General features: G+C 39.7%; 17 protein-coding genes and 1 pseudogene. 4 read left to right on the forward strand and 14 right to left on the reverse strand.

From position 1 onward, the window contains the following. Positions 1 to 52 precede the first annotated feature (52 nt). The 10 genes from IQ244_RS28060 to IQ244_RS28105 all read right to left on the reverse strand — a co-directional run bounded on the left by IQ244_RS28060 (position 53) and on the right by IQ244_RS28105 (position 10,066). Positions 53 to 607, reverse strand: coding sequence for a hypothetical protein (locus IQ244_RS28060; protein ID WP_193899981.1), 555 nt, complete (start codon positions 605 to 607; stop codon positions 53 to 55). A 34-nt stretch (positions 608 to 641) separates the two neighbouring features. Next, positions 642 to 2,210 (reverse strand): TrbI/VirB10 family protein, encoded by a 1,569-nt coding sequence (locus IQ244_RS28065; protein ID WP_193899982.1) that lies wholly within the window; start codon positions 2,208 to 2,210, stop codon positions 642 to 644. Positions 2,211 to 2,234: 24 nt separating this feature from the next. Then, positions 2,235 to 2,915 (reverse strand): hypothetical protein, encoded by a 681-nt coding sequence (locus IQ244_RS28070; RefSeq protein ID WP_193899983.1) that lies wholly within the window; start codon positions 2,913 to 2,915, stop codon positions 2,235 to 2,237. Between the two features lie 47 nt (positions 2,916 to 2,962). Continuing rightward, the gene (locus IQ244_RS28075; RefSeq protein WP_193899984.1) at positions 2,963 to 3,790 is read right to left on the reverse strand and encodes a hypothetical protein; all 828 of its coding nucleotides are present in this window, start codon (positions 3,788 to 3,790) and stop codon (positions 2,963 to 2,965) included. 21 nt (positions 3,791 to 3,811) lie between these two features. After that, positions 3,812 to 4,855, reverse strand: a complete 1,044-nt coding sequence (locus IQ244_RS28080; RefSeq protein WP_193899985.1) for a hypothetical protein — start codon at positions 4,853 to 4,855, stop codon at positions 3,812 to 3,814. A 29-nt stretch (positions 4,856 to 4,884) separates the two neighbouring features. Beyond that, complete coding sequence (locus tag IQ244_RS28085; RefSeq protein ID WP_193899986.1) at positions 4,885 to 5,661, reverse strand: hypothetical protein; 777 nt, start codon at positions 5,659 to 5,661, stop codon at positions 4,885 to 4,887. A gap of 33 nt (positions 5,662 to 5,694) precedes the next feature. Continuing rightward, positions 5,695 to 8,442, reverse strand: a complete 2,748-nt coding sequence (locus IQ244_RS28090; RefSeq protein ID WP_193899987.1) for a hypothetical protein — start codon at positions 8,440 to 8,442, stop codon at positions 5,695 to 5,697. Continuing rightward, positions 8,390 to 8,767: a hypothetical protein gene (locus IQ244_RS28095; protein ID WP_193899988.1), complete on the reverse strand. Its 378-nt coding sequence runs from the start codon at positions 8,765 to 8,767 to the stop codon at positions 8,390 to 8,392. Before IQ244_RS28095 ends, IQ244_RS28090 begins: the two co-directional genes overlap by 53 nt. 31 nt (positions 8,768 to 8,798) lie before the next feature. Next, positions 8,799 to 9,407: a hypothetical protein gene (locus IQ244_RS28100; protein ID WP_193899989.1), complete on the reverse strand. Its 609-nt coding sequence runs from the start codon at positions 9,405 to 9,407 to the stop codon at positions 8,799 to 8,801. 473 nt (positions 9,408 to 9,880) lie between these two features. Continuing rightward, positions 9,881 to 10,066, reverse strand: coding sequence for a hypothetical protein (locus tag IQ244_RS28105; protein WP_193899990.1), 186 nt, complete (start codon positions 10,064 to 10,066; stop codon positions 9,881 to 9,883). A gap of 390 nt (positions 10,067 to 10,456) precedes the next feature. On the opposite strand from IQ244_RS28105, the gene IQ244_RS28110 reads away from it, so the two are divergent. Together IQ244_RS28110 and IQ244_RS28115 are read left to right on the forward strand one after the other, a co-directional pair. Next, complete coding sequence (locus IQ244_RS28110) at positions 10,457 to 11,002, forward strand: nucleotidyltransferase family protein (protein WP_193899991.1); 546 nt, start codon at positions 10,457 to 10,459, stop codon at positions 11,000 to 11,002. A gap of 331 nt (positions 11,003 to 11,333) precedes the next feature. Continuing rightward, complete coding sequence (locus IQ244_RS28115) at positions 11,334 to 11,534, forward strand: hypothetical protein (RefSeq protein WP_193899992.1); 201 nt, start codon at positions 11,334 to 11,336, stop codon at positions 11,532 to 11,534. Between the two features lie 211 nt (positions 11,535 to 11,745). Here IQ244_RS28115 and IQ244_RS28120 read toward each other — a convergent pair whose 3' ends face one another. Next, the gene (locus IQ244_RS28120) at positions 11,746 to 12,414 is read right to left on the reverse strand and encodes a GntR family transcriptional regulator (RefSeq protein ID WP_193899993.1); all 669 of its coding nucleotides are present in this window, start codon (positions 12,412 to 12,414) and stop codon (positions 11,746 to 11,748) included. 84 nt (positions 12,415 to 12,498) lie between these two features. Here IQ244_RS28120 and IQ244_RS28125 point away from each other — a divergent pair, with 84 nt between their 5' ends. Continuing rightward, positions 12,499 to 14,103 carry a 2-isopropylmalate synthase gene (locus tag IQ244_RS28125; RefSeq protein WP_193899994.1) on the forward strand — a complete coding sequence of 535 codons (1,605 nt, stop codon included), beginning with the start codon at positions 12,499 to 12,501 and terminating at the stop codon, positions 14,101 to 14,103. Between the two features lie 61 nt (positions 14,104 to 14,164). Here IQ244_RS28125 and IQ244_RS28130 read toward each other — a convergent pair whose 3' ends face one another. After that, positions 14,165 to 14,539 carry a DUF4870 domain-containing protein gene (locus IQ244_RS28130; protein ID WP_193899995.1) on the reverse strand — a complete coding sequence of 125 codons (375 nt, stop codon included), beginning with the start codon at positions 14,537 to 14,539 and terminating at the stop codon, positions 14,165 to 14,167. 504 nt (positions 14,540 to 15,043) lie between these two features. Between IQ244_RS28130 and IQ244_RS28135 the strand changes: the two genes are divergently transcribed. Beyond that, complete coding sequence (locus tag IQ244_RS28135) at positions 15,044 to 15,970, forward strand: ATP adenylyltransferase family protein (protein WP_193899996.1); 927 nt, start codon at positions 15,044 to 15,046, stop codon at positions 15,968 to 15,970. A 30-nt stretch (positions 15,971 to 16,000) separates the two neighbouring features. On the opposite strand, the gene IQ244_RS28140 is transcribed toward IQ244_RS28135, so the two are convergent. Next, entirely contained in the window at positions 16,001 to 16,585 is a 585-nt protein-coding gene (locus IQ244_RS28140) for a DUF99 family protein (protein WP_193899997.1), read from the reverse strand. 186 nt (positions 16,586 to 16,771) lie between these two features. Next, positions 16,772 to 16,956, reverse strand: a pseudogene (locus IQ244_RS28145) (photosystem II q(b) protein); the annotation flags it as partial.

Raw genomic sequence — 16,956 nt, forward strand, 5'->3', positions numbered from 1 at the left:
AAGGATTTTGCTTACTTACGCCCATACTTGTGTCAATTGCTTTCTCAAGTTTTTATCTCGGATTTTTCAGACAAGGAGACTTATCATCTGTGGAAGATTCATCACCATAAATTGCTAAAGTATGATATCCAGGATTAGCATCTGTATAAAGTACTCGAAAAGTATACAGCTTACTTTTGCCTTGCCCTTCTGTAATTACTGTTAACAGGGTTTGATCAGTGTTTGGCAGTCCAGGAATTTTTAGTTTAGGAATGCGCCTCATTTGAATGACATTTGCAGCGGAGTTTTTACAATCTCCCGAATTGAAATTTTGATTCTGTCCAAATTGGGTACAGACTGGCCCATCAAAATCTATGGTGACTTGTGATGGGTCATTTAACCAAACTTTTTTAATTGTTTCCCCAGCTGGTAGAAAGCTTAAATTTGTACCTTGCACATAAGAAACCGTAATAGTTGGTACTACCCCACTTAAACCTTGTGCTTGACAAGAAAGCATAGAACGCAAAACTACATTCTGGGCTATGGCACGACCAGCGAATAATATAATTCCAGATGAAACAATTAAGGAGGCCAGAGAGAAGAAATTAGGGGAATTGGCATTTTTCATGACTGCGATCGCTAAACTAAGTCAAGATTAAAAATTAAAACTGTAGTTGTTGATTCACGTATACCTCAACTTCTTTACCAGCAGCTATAAACCACACGTTAGTTTGTTGAGTTAATCGCGCAATTTCCTGTTGGTTGCGTTGGGAAATTTGGGGAATTACAGAGTTAAAACCACCTTCTAATACCCCAGCTAAAAGGTTACGTCGGGGATTAGTATTACTCACAATAGTACCTGTAGCAGTCGTTGTGACAACTTGAGCTTCTGTACGGTTAAATAACTCTGCCGCTTTACCAATACCACCCAATACAAATAATCCTAAATCCATACTGGCAATAGCTCCACTGGAATTAGGAAATTTGTTAGCTATTAAAGGTCTGCCTTTAACACCACGAATAATAATGGCATTGTTAGGCAAGCTTGTTTCTGTAATCACACCGTCTTTTTGCGAGACAATTTTGGTGACATTTAACTGTAATAAACCTTGTTCGGAAATAGATTTAATTTCAGCTAATAACTCAGTTTTCTCTGGAATAGCAACTTCACCATCTGTAGATTTTAAAGGTTTTTTTAATTGAATGACAAATACGTTTTTATCTTCGTCGTCTTTGTCATTACCTCTTGTTCTGGTAGTTTCCCCAAAAATCGCTGTCGCTACCACCGCCTTAGTACTAGTACCCACAGCTACAGTTTTCGGGCCTTGAGTTTGTCCTGGGCTAAGTCTGGGATTTGTCTGAGGTTGTGGTTGAGTTTGGGGTTGTGTTGTCTCTGGTGAGGTCACAGTATCGTTGTTGTTGGCTGGGGGAACTTGACTGATATTCACCGCAGATGTTCCAGTTGTGGAAACCTGACCATAACTGCCTAATTTAGCTAACTTTGCCCATTCTTGCAGCGGATCTGGTGGAGCAGGGGGAGTCGTAACTACTGGTGGTGGTGTCAATTCTGGGGCTATGCGACTTTCTGGGATAACGGGTGTAACAGCAGATGGTCTTGCTAGTGGTGGATTAACTTGACGTGGGACATACACTACCTGGGCTGGTGCTTGGACTGCTGGCCGGACATTTCTGATGGCTGTACGGTTAGGTCTGGTATCTGACGAAACTAATCTGACTGGATTTCTGAGATTTTGTTGAGATGCTGCAACTTCATCTGCTTGTTCAGCGAGAGCTAATTTTGTTTTTAAATCTTCGATTTCTTGTTGTAAGTCTTGTTGGCGGGGAGTCGTGGTGGTTGTGGATGGAGTGGGAACGGAAACAACATTACTGTTTGACTTTTGACTGCTACCACTCATGAGTTGAGATAAAAAACCGCCAGCTAACAAAACTACTACTAAGGTGGCAGAACCAACTAAAGTTAATTTGGCAAAAGGATTTGCAGATAGAGGTTGGGTGGTTTTAACTTCTTCGGGTTCAGTAGTTAAAGCCTCTGGAATGTCTGACTCTTCTTTAGCTTCAACATTCACAGTTTTTGATTCGTCTTCAAAACCTACTAATCTGGCGATTTTTGATTCCCAGTCGGTAGATTCTGTTTGTTTTTGCGAATCAGAGTGAGGGCGATTCACAAGACTTTGAGAAGGGAGTTCTGAAGAAATGGAATAAGAAGTCATGGTATATAGCTTTGGTGATAATGTTTAAGAACAATTTTTGTCTTTTATGTCACATATATTGTAAATTTCTAATCTTGCTTCGCCAAGGCGGTAAGCCGCTAAATGCCAAGACAGGGGTTTATCAGGTAATGATGTTACTGCTTCATCGACGACTCTGACTAAAATTTGTTTATTAAAAGAATTTGATTCTCCGAGTTTGTCATAATTACTAAAACTTAATTGGTGAGCATACATTTCTAATTTCCAAGTTCCCTCTGTGATTTTAGTGGGCTGGGAAATACTATCGATCACAAATACATATTCACTTCCTTTATTAATAGTTTGAAATTGTGCGCCTGATTTTAAATTTGTCAGTTCTAAAAGTAATTTTTGTTTGATGTTATTGGATATCATCTGAGAGCTAATATCCCAAGCCGTTTGGGGTGGTTGTTGCTCTGACCAAGTTAGCATGAGGCTCATGGTTTCTCCCACAAACCTCCGAATTGCTTCGGGATATCTTTCAACGCTTGGTTGAGGATCTACTGTGATGGCTTGACCATCTATTAGTTGTACCAAACTTTGGGGTGTTAATTGTTGTTTCAGAGCTTGTAACATCGACCCATGAAACATTAATAGCAGTAAGGCAAATACATTTAAGCCGAAGGTGGCAACGGCAAATAAAGGTAAAATGTTGCTTTTTTTATTTTCGGTTTTGAGTATTTGCATGAATACTATTTATCAGGTGGATAAAATTAGTTTTGACTATATAAAATTTACCGAAGAAAACCATTACTTGGTCTATTGTTTAAACATTGATTGGTTTTATCTTCTGGGTTATTGTATTCATCTATTAAACATAAATTCCGAATTTCATAAATTTCTAATTTGTCGGTGCGAGTACTATATATTGCTTTTTGGAGGTCTGTGCTATTTTCATTCAGTGGATAGGGAAAATAATCAATTGCACGGACTAATAAATCTTTATTAAATGCTGTGACTTTTCGGCGGTTGTCAGAACGTTTGGTTTGCACTAAGTCAGCTACCATTCCCACACGCCATTTACCTGGGGAAATTTTTTGGGGAGGATAGAGGCGTTTGATGACTAATTGTGCTGTGATGCTTTGGCTGGGAGTGTTTGCAAAAACTTCTGGTGGTGTCAGTTCGGCGATCGCACTTAATAAACCTTTACGAAAGTCTTCAGAAATCGCAAAACTAGCTATCCAAGTGCTGGTAGTGACGTTGCGATTACCACCTTTGACAGTTCGCACCTGGATTCCTAGGTCTGGTTTGGGTTTAGCGACTTCTTCAATAGTTTGGGGTGGTAAGTTTCCTGACCAGTTAAACATAGCGATCATCGTTTTACTGACGAATCGGCTAATGGTTTCTGTATCTCTTTCTAACTCATCAGTTGCGGTAGGTGACTTACCATCGATCATTTGCACAAAGTTAGGGGGTTTTCTCAGACTTAGTTGGCGGATATTTAAGCCTTGAATAATAAATAAAACTAACACTAATATTTGCAAACTGAAAGTAGCGATCACAAAAGTTGTCAATACACTTCCTGTCTGCTTTTGTTGTCTTTTTTTGAGCAAATTGACCATAGATTCACCCCCTAAGAATAGCTAAATCCGATTCCTCACCAAAGTTTCAGTATTACTAATAGCACTAAAAACTGCAAACCCCCCGGCCGCAGCTAAGAACAACGATAACAAAGGTGCTAAAATTCCTAAAAATATGATGAACCACATTAAATCAGGACTAGTATTAATATCTTGTCCTGGCCCATTAATAATCACTGCGGCTGTTAATGCTGCAACAATATTAAATGAAATTTTGGCAATTCCCGCCGCTAAAAACCCTGTCATCCAAGCAAAAATCGGCTTTCCAGCCCCAGGTAATAATGAAGCACCGACGGCTATGGGGCCTAAAGCTGCTATCAACAACATCGTAGCTTCTAGTAAATTTTGAAAAGCATATTGTAGGGAAATTAAAAAGTTTTTAATAGTTGTTTGTCCCGTATTGCCTAACAGTGCATTAAATGCCGCATCCGTAACAATTCCCGTACTAAATTTAATTTGATTAACTTGATTTTCTAATCTATCTATCCAAGTCCTGTTTCCGTATCTATTTCTATATTCTTGCCAAAGGTCATCTATTTGATCAGTGGCTTTGTTCAAACATTCAGTTTGTTGTTGACCAGTAAGTGCTTGACAAGGACGCAGTAAAGAACCTGCGATTTCTTCAGCTACGCTCATATTGATTGCTTGCTGATAAGTTTGTTCTGTATCGGCTGTAGCTACTACTTGCTGATTCACACCATTAATAAAATTTCTCACCCCTAATGTAAGGTTGGAAAGCATACTACCATTACCAGGGTTACTTAATAAAACTACGACAACAAAAGGCCAAATCAAGCCAGATATAGGGCGCGAATATTCACTATAAATTACATCTTTTAGCCATTGCACCATAAAAAATAACAGCGTACCAACGGCAAAGAACACACCTAAATTTGTGATGGCTCCATATAAGTTATTACTGGTGTTATTTTGTAATAACTCTACCCATTGATTGTCCCAACTTTCAGCAATACTTTTAGCTGTTGTTGCTCCATCTTCCAGAGTATCAGTAATGCCTGGGAAAACTTGTGAAAGATAAAACTGCATTTTAATTCACATTTTTTTATGATTAATTATTATGGTTTGCGCCCAAATAAATCTGTTTGAGCAGAAGTTCGTAAAAGTCTTGCTGCTTCTGCGGCTGAATCAACTCGACGGGCGCGGTTTGTTTCTTCAACTTGCTGAGAAATATTAGCTAAATTTAAATTTGAGTATTGTACTGATTGATTTGTTTGGATGGTTTGAGCGAGATTTTCGGCAACAATTTTAGATTGTTCTTGGAGGATTTTCACTGTTGTATCTTGTTGGATAGTCGATTGACATAAACTTTGATTTGCAACATTTACAGCACCTGCTGCATCGGTTATTTTACATACCTGATCTTTCAAATCATCCAGAAAACTATCAGCATCTTCAATCGTCTGAGCAATGCTTTCTATGCTTCTTTCTGTATCTTCTAATTTAGTTTTGAGGCGTACTTGTCCCTCTCTACCCAAAACACCAACTACAGCCCCACGCGTCACTATCCGATTAACTTCATTACTCACTCCTGCGCCATTGACTGCGGAATTATTTTCATATCTTCCTGAGATGGAGTTAATAGTAATATCGTTGCGAACTTGTCTCCCGGCTGATACTGGATCAGGTAGGTTTAAGTCTCCACTAAAATTACTCAGAGCGCTTTGAGTTCTAATATCTAGAGGTCTGAATGTTTCATTAACATTACTTCTGAGATAGTTTTGTAAATCTACAGAATAGTACTGAAAATCAGTCCAGACTTTTCCTAGTTGCGCCATTGCAGGCAGAACTAATAAGCTAGAAAAGACTAATGTGAATAAAGTTGTTTTCCGCATAAGTTTTTCCTGAAATCGTGTGAGGAATTTAATTTATCCACCTCGCAGAGAGGCTAATAGCTGACGAGCAAAAATAGAAATTGCTTCATATTTATCACTATGTTGTTGCATTGTTTTTCTCCGAGCAGTTTGCTCATTGGGGTTATTAGCAACTACTGCTAATTGTTCATAACCTGGATAGTAACGGCAAAATGTATAGATGCCATTATCATCTAATAACCATTGGCTATAAACTCCTTCTTTGCGGGGAAAAAAGCTTTCGGAGGCATTACGGGCAATAATATCGCGGGGATATTTCAAAATACTCACGAAGCTATCAACTGCAACTGGTTGGATACGACCGATTAATCTGGTTGACAAGTTTTGTAGAATTTTTGATGCGGCTTTGGATTTAGCGATGGTATCGGGGTCTTGGGCTGATAATATGACGCGAATACCAGCTTTCGCACCGTTGGCGCAAATTCTGCCTACTAAGTCTGCAATTTGGTCAAATTCAAAGAGAATTGGGGCTTCATCAATAAAGAAGATAGAAGCTGGACTGCTTAAGGCACGTCGCAAGGCGGCGGAATATGCACTTAAGGAGAGGACGGCTGCATCTTCGTTATCTGCAAGGTTGCGGAGGGCGAAAACCAACAGTTGAGCATCGGTGGGAAAACTGGACGGTGAAGAAATCGCTTGTCCTACACGACTAGATAGCCAAAACCGCAAGCGGAGTTGAATTTGACTGAGTGCATCTTCAACTCGGCCGCTGACAGAATCGAGACGCAGATGTTCTGGGGAACAGAAATAGAGGAAATCGTTTAAAGTCGGGGTTTTTTGCCATTCTGGGCTACCAAATCCGCCGTTGATGGCGAGGCGATATCGTTCTTGAATACCTTCATCAGCAAAGAAGGCTCCCAATGCGAGGTTGAGGAGGGAACGCACGGTTTGGGAGAGTAATTGATTTTCGGTAGATGAGCCTAAGACCATTGTCATTAAGGCTGATTCGAGAAAGGCGACATAATCCAGGAGGCGATCGCGTTGTTCTTCGGTAGAGAGCGATCGCAAATCTGGTTGTTCAAATAAGTTATTTGATTGTTTGGAAATATCAAAGTATGCCCCATTTCCTTCCATAAACTCGGTATAGTCGGTGAAGGTCGATGACCCATCTGGTTTGGGGAAATCTAAGGCGACGACGGGAATATTATGAGCTAAGGCTTGGGTTAAAATTCCCGATACCAACACTGATTTTCCGGCGCGGGTAGTCGCAAACAGCGCCAAGTTTTTGTGTTGGTTAAACATATCTAAGTGTATGGGTGTGCCGCCTTCTTCTGCTACTAATTCAAAGCCATATTTATCTCCGGCTTTGGTCATCACTAAAGGCATTAATCCTGGCACTTCACTGGTTAAATACAACTGTCGGCGGTTAAAGGGTTTGACTAACAATCCTTCCCAAACTATTGGTAAAGATTGCAGCCAAACCTTCCAAGCATATTCTGTTTCTCTAATTACCTGGGCTGGACGTTGAAAACAGTTTTCAATATATCTGATAGCTTCATCTAATTTTGCCTGGGTAGGGCGATGCACAAAAATGGCAATTCCGGCATGAATCGGTACGGCTCCTTCATATAATTGTTCTTGGGCTGCAATCGATTTTTTTAACTTTAATTGGGCGTTGACATCAATTGTTTTACTTTTTTCCTGTGCTGTAAGTGCTGACACATTCGATTGTTTCAATACCCTTTGTAATGTTGTTTTAACGATGGCAGGATTTGCGGCTGTTAACTGGCAAAAAATCTCTGTATCAACTACTGTTTCTCTGGCTAAGAGTTCCCATAAGTACCGCAGTTGCGAAAATTTATTCGGCCAACCACCCGGTTTTTCCAGAAATGCCATCGCGCCGATGTAATGATTGTTGATATTTACCCAGCGGCGATCGGCACAAGGTACGCTAGATTCCATTAACAAGGTTGTGCTGTGGATATTCTCAACTAGCAGTTTGCTACTAGCTAAGTCAGAATTAACTTGTTCGTGTAATCCATTTTCATCTAATGTGAGTAATTGGGGAATTTCAATGGGTGGTGTATTGTTAAATCTCAACCAGACTTCTTCCCAAAGTTCCTCGGCGTTTAAGGGTTTAATATCTAACCCCATTTTGTTCGACAGTATTTGTTCCCAACGGCAAAAACCTTGTTTATAAGCGTCGGTAATCACAGTTTCAATCCGTTGATTTTCTATTTCTTCGAGTTCGCCTTTAAACTTGAGCCACCAAGATTCGGCTCTGGCTAATAACTTTTCAATCCAATCATCAGCATTAGTAGAATTTGGTTCTACAGTATAAGTTACATAAATTCTCAGAAATTTCGGCTTACGAATTCCAGAAGTAGTTAGTTCTCTAATTCTGGCTCGTTCTGCCATGATTAAGTATTTAATATCTTTAGAAGGCGACTGTTTGATTAAATCTGCTAGTTCTTGTTGTCGCTGTTTATCTGAACTAAAAGACCCCATATGTAAGGTCATTCTTTCGCCTTCAGGGATATCTTTTAATCCAGATTCAATATTATTAAATATAGTATTAATTTGCTCAGATCTTAAAGTGGTGTGGATGCCTTTACATTCAAAGCCAAAGACAAAGCAGAATCTATCTCTTTGAATTCCTTTCGCCAAAATATAAGCGCCAAGATTACGTCCATCAACTGCAATACGTAGCATTGTCGCTAGGTGTAAAGCATCTTCAAATGGCGTTAATCTACTTTCGTTTCCTGGGGTACCGATGCTTTTTTTTCCGATTTTTTGCTTCATGATTAATTTCCAGCAAGCTTTGATAACGAGCAAAGCCTCTAGTCCATGTGGGAACTCCGATAAACTTACTTAAAAAACGCCAACTCCTACCACCAGATAATATCCACCAAGTTGCTATTCCCCAACCAGCTATTAAGAATGTCCACAACCATTTTTGAAAATCATCGGCGAATAAACCCCCAAAAACGCCATTCATAATAAAGTAGGAAGTTAGGGCAATTACTAGCCAGGGAAAAATTTGATCGGCTGGAATTGGCCCTAAAGATGGTTGTGCGCCTAAAATTTGATTGACTGGACGAAAATCTTGATCTCGTTCTTCAGACATACAATCAATTATGAACTCATCTACTAATTAGCTACCCAATGATGAAGCCTGTGAGAACATCCGCAATTGTCACAGCAAGCACAACTAATAAGGGTGTTCTGGCGATGCTTTGCCAATCTTCGTCTTTACGCACTGCGTTAATTACCCCAATTAAGGAAACTGCAATATAAAGCAAGTAAATACCCCGCAAGACGTTAAATATTAAACTAACTGCTGTGTCTGTTCCAGCACTATTAGTTGTTGTACCTGCTGTCAGATTATTTTTGAAAAACTTTTCAGCTTTGCCAAAAAATTGGGCTTGGGCTGGGGCGGCAAAGTAATCTAACCAAAATAAGCTCAAAATCACGACTGGTGCCAATATTTGTAGTGCTATGCGCCAGCGTCGTGGTAAATTGACTTGCTGCCCAATTTGTTGTATTGATATAACAATTAAACTGCCAATTAGTAAACAAAAAAGTAGGACTGGGCTGTTTAAGCTGATAACGCTCAAAAATACGGCGCAAGCCAGTAAAAATGGCACTGATTCTAGGAAGGTCATGCGCCAAAATTCTAAGGTAGCCTTAATCTTAGGTAATTTTTTCACAGCGCTATTATTTACAAGTTTGCGAATGTTGTCTGCCTGATAACCCTGTCTAGACATTTGTGAATTTCCTGAGTTATTTATTAAATAATTTGGCGTTGTTGTTTACTGAAAACCATGTTAATTTATCACAAATGATGATTCATCTAATAGAAATTATGTACTAGAAATATAATATATATCTATGTTCTTATTAATTATTAAGAACTAGTTAACCAATTCTTAACATTCAGTAAACTCATCATTTTTTTTGTATTTCTGACTTTATCTATTTCCCAATTAATTGCCTCAATCACAAATTTTATCTCCCAAAAAGTTTACTAATTATAAGATTCGTAGCATTAAGTGTGCTATTTTTGCCAGGATAAATGCTAGACGATTAGAAAATTTCTGATTGATACTCTATTCATTGCACCTGTGGGACTCCAGATTTGGACTGAAATAGAAAACTAGTGTAATTGAGCAACAGTTGTCAATGAGTAGCGTTGATGTTATTTGTGGGACTAAGGGCTAATTTGTATACAGCGATCGCCTCAGCTTGTATTCACGACAGCAGATAGCCACTGTAGAGTTAATCTGTGATTATGCTTAGGTATGAACAGTAACTTGAGAACTTTTTCCGCAACAAGCGATCGCTTTTGGTACTGGTAGAAATTATCAGTAAAAGAGCTTTGCTCTACGTAATTACCCGCAATTTTATTGAGGTTGATGTGGAGCATTGGCACGTTTTTGCTAAAGAACTGTAATTTGTCAGTAATTTTGTCAAGTCTAGCACAATCGGGACTGTATTTTTTACACAAAAAGAATAAACAATTTGCGGAGTGGTTGAACTAACCCGCCAATTAGCCACATTGGGCAACTCAAGCCTACACTGATGCCTAGCACAGTTGTAATCGGGAAATTTACGGTGAATGGTTCACAGAGAATTTTAATTCCATCCAGTAAACTACTGAACTAATTGCAACTTTTCCGCAAATAATATTAGGTTCAGTTCGCTAATTTATGAAAATTATCAAAAAATTTAGATGAGAGTTTTATCTGCACAGCCATATTTTCAGTTGTGTCCAAGATAACTCATAATATCTTCACATTCTCGTTGATAATTCTCGATGAATCCCAATACTCGTTTACAGACAATTTTAACTGATACACCTATTAATACTGTATTACCTGCGATCGCTCAAATCCATCTACCTAACTGGTGGTTAGCGGGAGGTGCAGTCCGCAACAGCGTTTGGCGGGCAATATTTGGTGAAAGCTGCGCCTTAGTCATCAATGACTTCGATATTGCCTTTTTTGACGAAATCGGCGATCGTTCCCAAGAACTATCGGCAAAAACCCACCTCACCGAAAAATTTCCCAACTATAAGTTTGATGTCAAAAATCAAGCGAGTTTTAATCGGTGGCGCAACGGTAGCCGTACTTACACTAGTACGGAAGATGGTATCCAAAATTGGTTACACACTGCAACTGCTGTCGGTATCAGGTTGAATATCCAAGGACAATGGGAATTTTTTACACCTTATGGATTAGATGACTTGTTTGCTGGCATTATTCGAGCAACACCCGCCAATATTCAGAACCCCGATGCATATAACAAAGCATCAACTTTTCTCGCCAAGTGTCCCCATCTGAAATTGGCAGAAGAGGGATAATATCAACCGCAGAGTGAGTAATTTTGTATTGTGGCGAATTATCGAGAGAAATTACTGAGAAATAGACTTGCTATTTCTAGTTTTGGTAATGAGCTAAATAAGTAATTCATTTTGATTATTTTTTACGTATGTATTAACTTTGAAACATTTGTTAATTAATTATAGTAATCACATTTTGTGGAGCTATTAATTCCTGATCAGTATTAACTCTCAATTTAAGTTTTCTAATAGTTTTGATAAAGAATTGTATTGTTAAACAAACAGATACTTATCTGTATTCATATACTGGATCTTAATTTCCACAGTGTGCTATTTGCACTAGGAGCTTCCAATGGTTCACACTTTTGAAGTGTTGGTTGATATTAAGGAATATGCCGATCAAGCCAACAATAGCTATCAATGCGGAACATCAAGATACGAGATTAACGCTGAGTCAAAAGAAAAAGCAGATGGTATGGCACGGATTCAGGCTAGAAATGAACATCCAAAAGGCACTGAATATGATATTAGAGTAACCAGATTACTCAAATAAATTCCAGTCTGGATTCGAGGATAAATTTATTAATTGTTCTCTGTTTCCCAGTAATAATAAATAATTCTTAGTTGTGCAATCTTCCAAACAATAACCTTGATGTTGATTACAAAGATTTGTTGCCAATGTAAATTTTGAGAAAAGTTGCAACAAATTAATATCTGCATCATTGTGGAAATATTGCATGACTTTTTAAGTAGCACTATCACTTTCAAGATTTCTGCCGCAAGTAAGTAACTAATTGTTCACCAGCCGTATCGATGTGGCGTTTTAATAATCGCACGGCAGTTTTTGCATCTCGCTGTTTGCAAGCATCTAAAAGTTGATGGTGTTCTTTTTGAGAACGTTCTTGATAATCCATTTGTGCCATCTGCACACGCACATAGCGATCGCAATTTATATGTAAGTTTTTCACTATTGCCAATAGTCGCGGACGTTCTGCGCTGGCGTAAAGTGTCGCGTGAAATTCCCAATTAAGTTGCGCTAACAAACCTGCATCGGTGGTTTGATCGGTTGTTTCTAGAATTACTGCTGCTTTTTCTAAATCTGCTGTGCTTAATTTTGGTATCGCTAACTGTATGGCTTTCACTTCTAAAGCACTGCGAATCTCACAAATTTCTTGCGCTTCATTGGCTGTGAGTACCGATACCATCGCCCCACGATTTAAATGCAGTGTCACTAAACCTTCTGCTTCTAATTGGCGCAAAGCTTCTCGCACAGGAATGCGACTCACACCAAATTGTGTGGCAATTTCATCTTGTCTCAGAGATTGTCCTTCCTGAAAAATACCGCGCAGAATCGCTTCCCGCAAGGCATCGGCAATTAAATCGGGGGTGCTGCGTTGTTGCAGCATATTGGCTGCTAAATCATTTAAGTTCATATTGGATATTGTATACAATTTTAGAAAGATTGTATACAATATCCAAAGTTACAAATAATTCCCTTAAGCAAACGGGAGACAGTTATGAGCATTGCATCTCAAGCAACAGACCGAGTTATCATCTTCGATACCACCTTGCGGGATGGCGAACAATCCCCAGGTGCAACCCTAAATGCAGAAGAGAAATTAGCGATCGCTCATCAACTGGCACTCCTGGGTGTAGATGTCATTGAAGCGGGTTTTGCCGTCTCTAGTCCAGGAGATTTTCAAGCCGTCAAAACCATCGCTGAACAAGTCGGAAAAGTAGGCGGGCCAATTATTTGCAGTTTAGCCAGAGCCACCCGCAAAGATATTCAAGCCGCCGCCGAAGCCTTAAAACCTGCCGCCCATCCGCGTATTCACACCATGATTTCCACATCTGATATTCACTTGCAATATCAGTTGAAAAAGTCCCGTAGTGAAGTGTTGGCGATCGCTCAAGAAATGGTGGCTTATGCCAAATCCTTAGTTGATGATGTTGAATTCTCGCCAATGGATGCTAGTCGCACAGAACCAGAGTTTTTATATCAGGTATTAGAAACTGCGATCGCCGCAGGTGCTACAACAATTAATATTCCTGATACCGTCGGTTACTGCACACCCAAAGAAATGGGAATTCTCATTCAGGGAATTCGGAAAAATGTGCCGAATATTGACAGCGTAATTCTGTCCATTCACACTCAAAATGATTTGGGTTTAGCCACCGCCAATGCCTTAGCGGCGATTGAAAATGGCGTGCGTCAGGTAGAATGCACAATTAACGGCATTGGTGAACGTGCCGGAAATGCCGCATTAGAAGAAATTGTTATGGCCTTGCAAGTGCGGAAACATTACTTCAATCCTTACTTTGGCCGTGCAGTAGATTCCGATGCACCCCTAAGCAACATCAAAACCCAGGAGATTTACAAAACTTCTGCCTTAGTTTCCCAATTCACCGGAATGCTGATTCAACCGAATAAGGCAATTGTAGGAGCAAATGCCTTCGCCCATGAATCTGGTATTCATCAAGATGGCATTATCAAAAATCGCCAAACCTACGAAATCATGGAAGCTGCATCCATTGGGTTGCCAGAAAATCGCATAGTTTTAGGCAAACACTCTGGACGAAATGCTTTTCGTACAAGACTGAAAGAATTGGGATTTGAACTGAGTGAAGCCGACTTGAACAAAGCCTTTAACCGATTTAAAGAAGTTGCAGACAAGAAAAAAGAGATATCTGATTGGGATTTAGAAGCGATCGTCCGTGATGAAACCCAAAATCAAGTAGAAAGCGGCTTTCAACTTGAACACATCCAAGTAATTTGCGGTGACTGTACTTGTCCAACCGCAACTATTACAGTTGTCACTCCCGATGGCAAAATCCTCACAGATGCCAGCGTCGGCACAGGGCCAGTAGATGCAGTTTATCAGGCGATCAACCGCTTAGTGCAGATTCCCAATCAATTAATAGAGTTCTCTGTGCAGTCTGTCACAGGGGGAATTGATGCCTTGGGAACAGTCACAATTCGCTTGAGATATCAAGATCGCATATTCTCTGGACAAGCATCTGATACTGATATTGTCGTAGCCGCAGCTTACGCCCATCTCAACGCGGTAAATCGCCTTTACCGTTACTTGCAAACACAAAAAATCCCAGCGCAGGTGAGCTAATAAAAAAGGGATGAGTGAATCATCCCTTTTCTCAAACCAACTTTATCTACACCCATAAAAATTAGAACACTCGGAAAATAAACGGATAACGGAACGGTTCATCAGGATTGCTGAAACAGTGCAACAGCGCCACAATTGTCAACCCCCAGTGTAATAAAAAGCCAAAAGCCACCAGGGGAAAGAATAAAAGTCCCCCAATCCCAAAGGTGAGCCAAGATAAAACTGCAATTGGCACTCCAATTATGGTTGCCCAAAACCAAACATTAAAGTGGAAATTAATTGATTCTTTAGCGCTACTTTTAACAACAGGGTCATCCGAAATAATATTAATGACAATAGGTACACCAATCGAAAACAATGTTGTACTAAAGAAAATTGCCCCATGACATAGAGATGATAATAGTTTGCGCTTATCAGAATCGAATGAAGTTTGCATCCTGGTGGCTCCTTAACTTACTTATTATCTTTTATTGTAAAGGTTAGTTTTTCAGCCTTACATGGCAGTTTACCGTACTGCTTAAATTCTCGAAGATTTCTTAACCCTTGATTAAGTTTGCCAATTACTGATCAGAGATGAATGATGGTATTTACCGTACCTCTGCGTTGAAAAGTTATGCTCTTTCAGCAATTAGGTTTGAATTTTGAACTATGTGTCGGATCAGCTTTTTTAGCCAAACTCTTAATCATATTTAGTAGACAGGATTTTCAGTTTGTACCACTTTAGGTAAGATAATTACGATATTGCATAATTCGTAGCAAATTAAATTTAGCAACACTCTGCGTCTCTCTAGGTTTCAAAACGTTATAACTGCTGAACAAGAACAACAGCAAACACCGATATTAATTGCATAATTGCGTATATGCAAAGCAGCTTGTCGTTAGACATCGCTTGGTGTTGAATCTGATTTAAACTGATGAATGTTCAATAATTAACTCATCAATGGCACAGGGAGAAATCTTACTCAAACCTGGCACTTTATGGACAAGTGTCAAAGAACGTACTGAAGATGCTTTACAATGCGGCGCATTGCTGTCTATCCCGACAGAGTTTGAATTTGTTGAGCAAGATGGCGTTAACTTTTTAGTCAGAATTTTATCTAACCTTGTCCGTAAAGATGCAGCTAAGAAACAGCAAAACAAACAAGCTTCTGCTGATAAGGAGTTCAACCCTTTTCTTCCCTACGAAAAAGATTTGTTTGTGGCAGATATTTCCGACACTCATGTTTGTATCTTAAACAAATTCAATGTTGTTGACTATCACTTACTCCTCATCACTCGTGCTTTTGAAGAACAAGAAAGCCTACTTACCCCAGAAGATTTTGCTGCTTTATTGGCGTGTTTAGCTGACTTTGATGGTTTAGCTTTTTATAACAGTGGCAAAACCGCAGGTGCTAGTCAACGACACAAACACTTGCAGATCATACCTCTACCACTGGTGGCTTCAGGAGTGCAGACACCGATTGAACCACTACTAGCATCAGCAGAATTTGAAGATGGTGTAGGAACGATCGCGAACCTTCCTTTTGTTAACGCTTTTGCAACTTTAGATCCTGATTGGGTGCAATCTCCTTTAACCTCAGCCGAGGCTATATTGAAGATATATCAAAATTTATTACGTGCTGTTGAGATAGAAACAGTTAACAGCAATACACCATCTGGTGCTTATAATCTGCTAGTAACTAGAAAATGGATGTTAATCGTACCGCGATCGCACGAACATTTCCACTCAATTTCTGTCAACTCATTAGGTTTCACTGGTGCGTTACTAGTGCGGAATGAACAAGAAATGCAACTCCTCAAGAACACAGGCCCAATGACTATCCTGAAAGAGGTTGCTGTAAAAGGATCAATAGTCAATAGTCAATAGTCGTTTGTGGCTCCTTGCTCCTAACGCCGATCAAGCCTGTCGCCCACTCTCCCCTTTCACCACCGCAGAGGTTATCAGATGAGCTAGACGCAAAGCCTCTGGTACATGACCACAATCTGTCAACCGTTGAAGCACTTGAGCCGTAACATCAGGTTCTGCACCACAAACCTGAAAATAAAACGGCGCATACTCATATACACTGCCAGCATGACCTATGATTTCTAGTCGTTTTTCTGGATGAGGTAATCTTTGCATTGCGTAAATCATCGCGTTCAACTTAGGTTGCTTTCGCATTACCGCAATACAAGGGCGCTCTAATCTTTCAGCTAATAATGGTAAATCAACTATATTAAAGCCACCTAAAGAAATTCCATCTAACAGCACTATATGGAGATGTGGTAAAAATTTGCCCCCAATGAGCAACTGACAAAGTTTTTCCGTTGCATCCCAACCATCAGGCTCTATCTCTCCCCAAACCATACCTTCAAAGCGAGTGTCTGCACAGATAACACCTGCAACTCCTACAGGTTTATTTGCACTCCGCATAAAAGGAGCATCGTCAAAACCTACAACGCGAATTGTCCGGTGATTTTTGAGCAGAGCTTCTAGTTCCATGAATATCTTGTATACCAGGGGATAGATAATAGGTGACAGGGTTAAAAGCTTTGTGGTATCTAAATTTTATTCTTTATCGATGTCCTAACCAACTTGGCTACTGCTATACATTAAACCTTTTACCCCTAATAAAAAACGCCCCCCAATGGAGGGCGTTTTTTATCACTTTTCTACTGAGACTAAAGATTAACCGTTAATAGCAGGAGCAGTGAGAGCAACAGGAGCAACATCACCAGCAGCCAAATCTAAGGGGAAGTTGTGAGCGTTGCGCTCGTGCATTACTTCCATACCGAGGTTAGCGCGGTTGATGATATCAGCCCAGGTGTTGATCACGCGACCTTGAGAGTCAATCACAGACTGGTTGAAGTTGA

This window comes from Nostoc sp. LEGE 06077, from assembly GCF_015207705.1.
Lineage (GTDB): Bacteria > Cyanobacteriota > Cyanobacteriia > Cyanobacteriales > Nostocaceae > Nostoc_B.

Excerpts from the sequence above, each read along its gene's own strand:
- IQ244_RS28060 (WP_193899981.1), bottom strand. The coding sequence starts at position 607 with ATGAAAAATGCCAATTCCCCTAATTTCTTCTCTCTGGCCTCCTTAATT.
- IQ244_RS28065 (WP_193899982.1), bottom strand. The coding sequence starts at position 2,210 with ATGACTTCTTATTCCATTTCTTCAGAACTCCCTTCTCAAAGTCTTGTG.
- IQ244_RS28070 (WP_193899983.1), bottom strand. The coding sequence starts at position 2,915 with ATGCAAATACTCAAAACCGAAAATAAAAAAAGCAACATTTTACCTTTA.
- IQ244_RS28075 (WP_193899984.1), bottom strand. The coding sequence starts at position 3,790 with ATGGTCAATTTGCTCAAAAAAAGACAACAAAAGCAGACAGGAAGTGTA.
- IQ244_RS28080 (WP_193899985.1), bottom strand. The coding sequence starts at position 4,855 with ATGCAGTTTTATCTTTCACAAGTTTTCCCAGGCATTACTGATACTCTG.
- IQ244_RS28085 (WP_193899986.1), bottom strand. The coding sequence starts at position 5,661 with ATGCGGAAAACAACTTTATTCACATTAGTCTTTTCTAGCTTATTAGTT.
- IQ244_RS28090 (WP_193899987.1), bottom strand. The coding sequence starts at position 8,442 with ATGAAGCAAAAAATCGGAAAAAAAAGCATCGGTACCCCAGGAAACGAA.
- IQ244_RS28095 (WP_193899988.1), bottom strand. The coding sequence starts at position 8,767 with ATGTCTGAAGAACGAGATCAAGATTTTCGTCCAGTCAATCAAATTTTA.
- IQ244_RS28100 (WP_193899989.1), bottom strand. The coding sequence starts at position 9,407 with ATGTCTAGACAGGGTTATCAGGCAGACAACATTCGCAAACTTGTAAAT.
- IQ244_RS28105 (WP_193899990.1), bottom strand. The coding sequence starts at position 10,066 with ATGCTCCACATCAACCTCAATAAAATTGCGGGTAATTACGTAGAGCAA.
- IQ244_RS28110 (WP_193899991.1), top strand. The coding sequence starts at position 10,457 with ATGAATCCCAATACTCGTTTACAGACAATTTTAACTGATACACCTATT.
- IQ244_RS28115 (WP_193899992.1), top strand. The coding sequence starts at position 11,334 with ATGGTTCACACTTTTGAAGTGTTGGTTGATATTAAGGAATATGCCGAT.
- IQ244_RS28120 (WP_193899993.1), bottom strand. The coding sequence starts at position 12,414 with ATGAACTTAAATGATTTAGCAGCCAATATGCTGCAACAACGCAGCACC.
- IQ244_RS28125 (WP_193899994.1), top strand. The coding sequence starts at position 12,499 with ATGAGCATTGCATCTCAAGCAACAGACCGAGTTATCATCTTCGATACC.
- IQ244_RS28130 (WP_193899995.1), bottom strand. The coding sequence starts at position 14,539 with ATGCAAACTTCATTCGATTCTGATAAGCGCAAACTATTATCATCTCTA.
- IQ244_RS28135 (WP_193899996.1), top strand. The coding sequence starts at position 15,044 with ATGGCACAGGGAGAAATCTTACTCAAACCTGGCACTTTATGGACAAGT.
- IQ244_RS28140 (WP_193899997.1), bottom strand. The coding sequence starts at position 16,585 with ATGGAACTAGAAGCTCTGCTCAAAAATCACCGGACAATTCGCGTTGTA.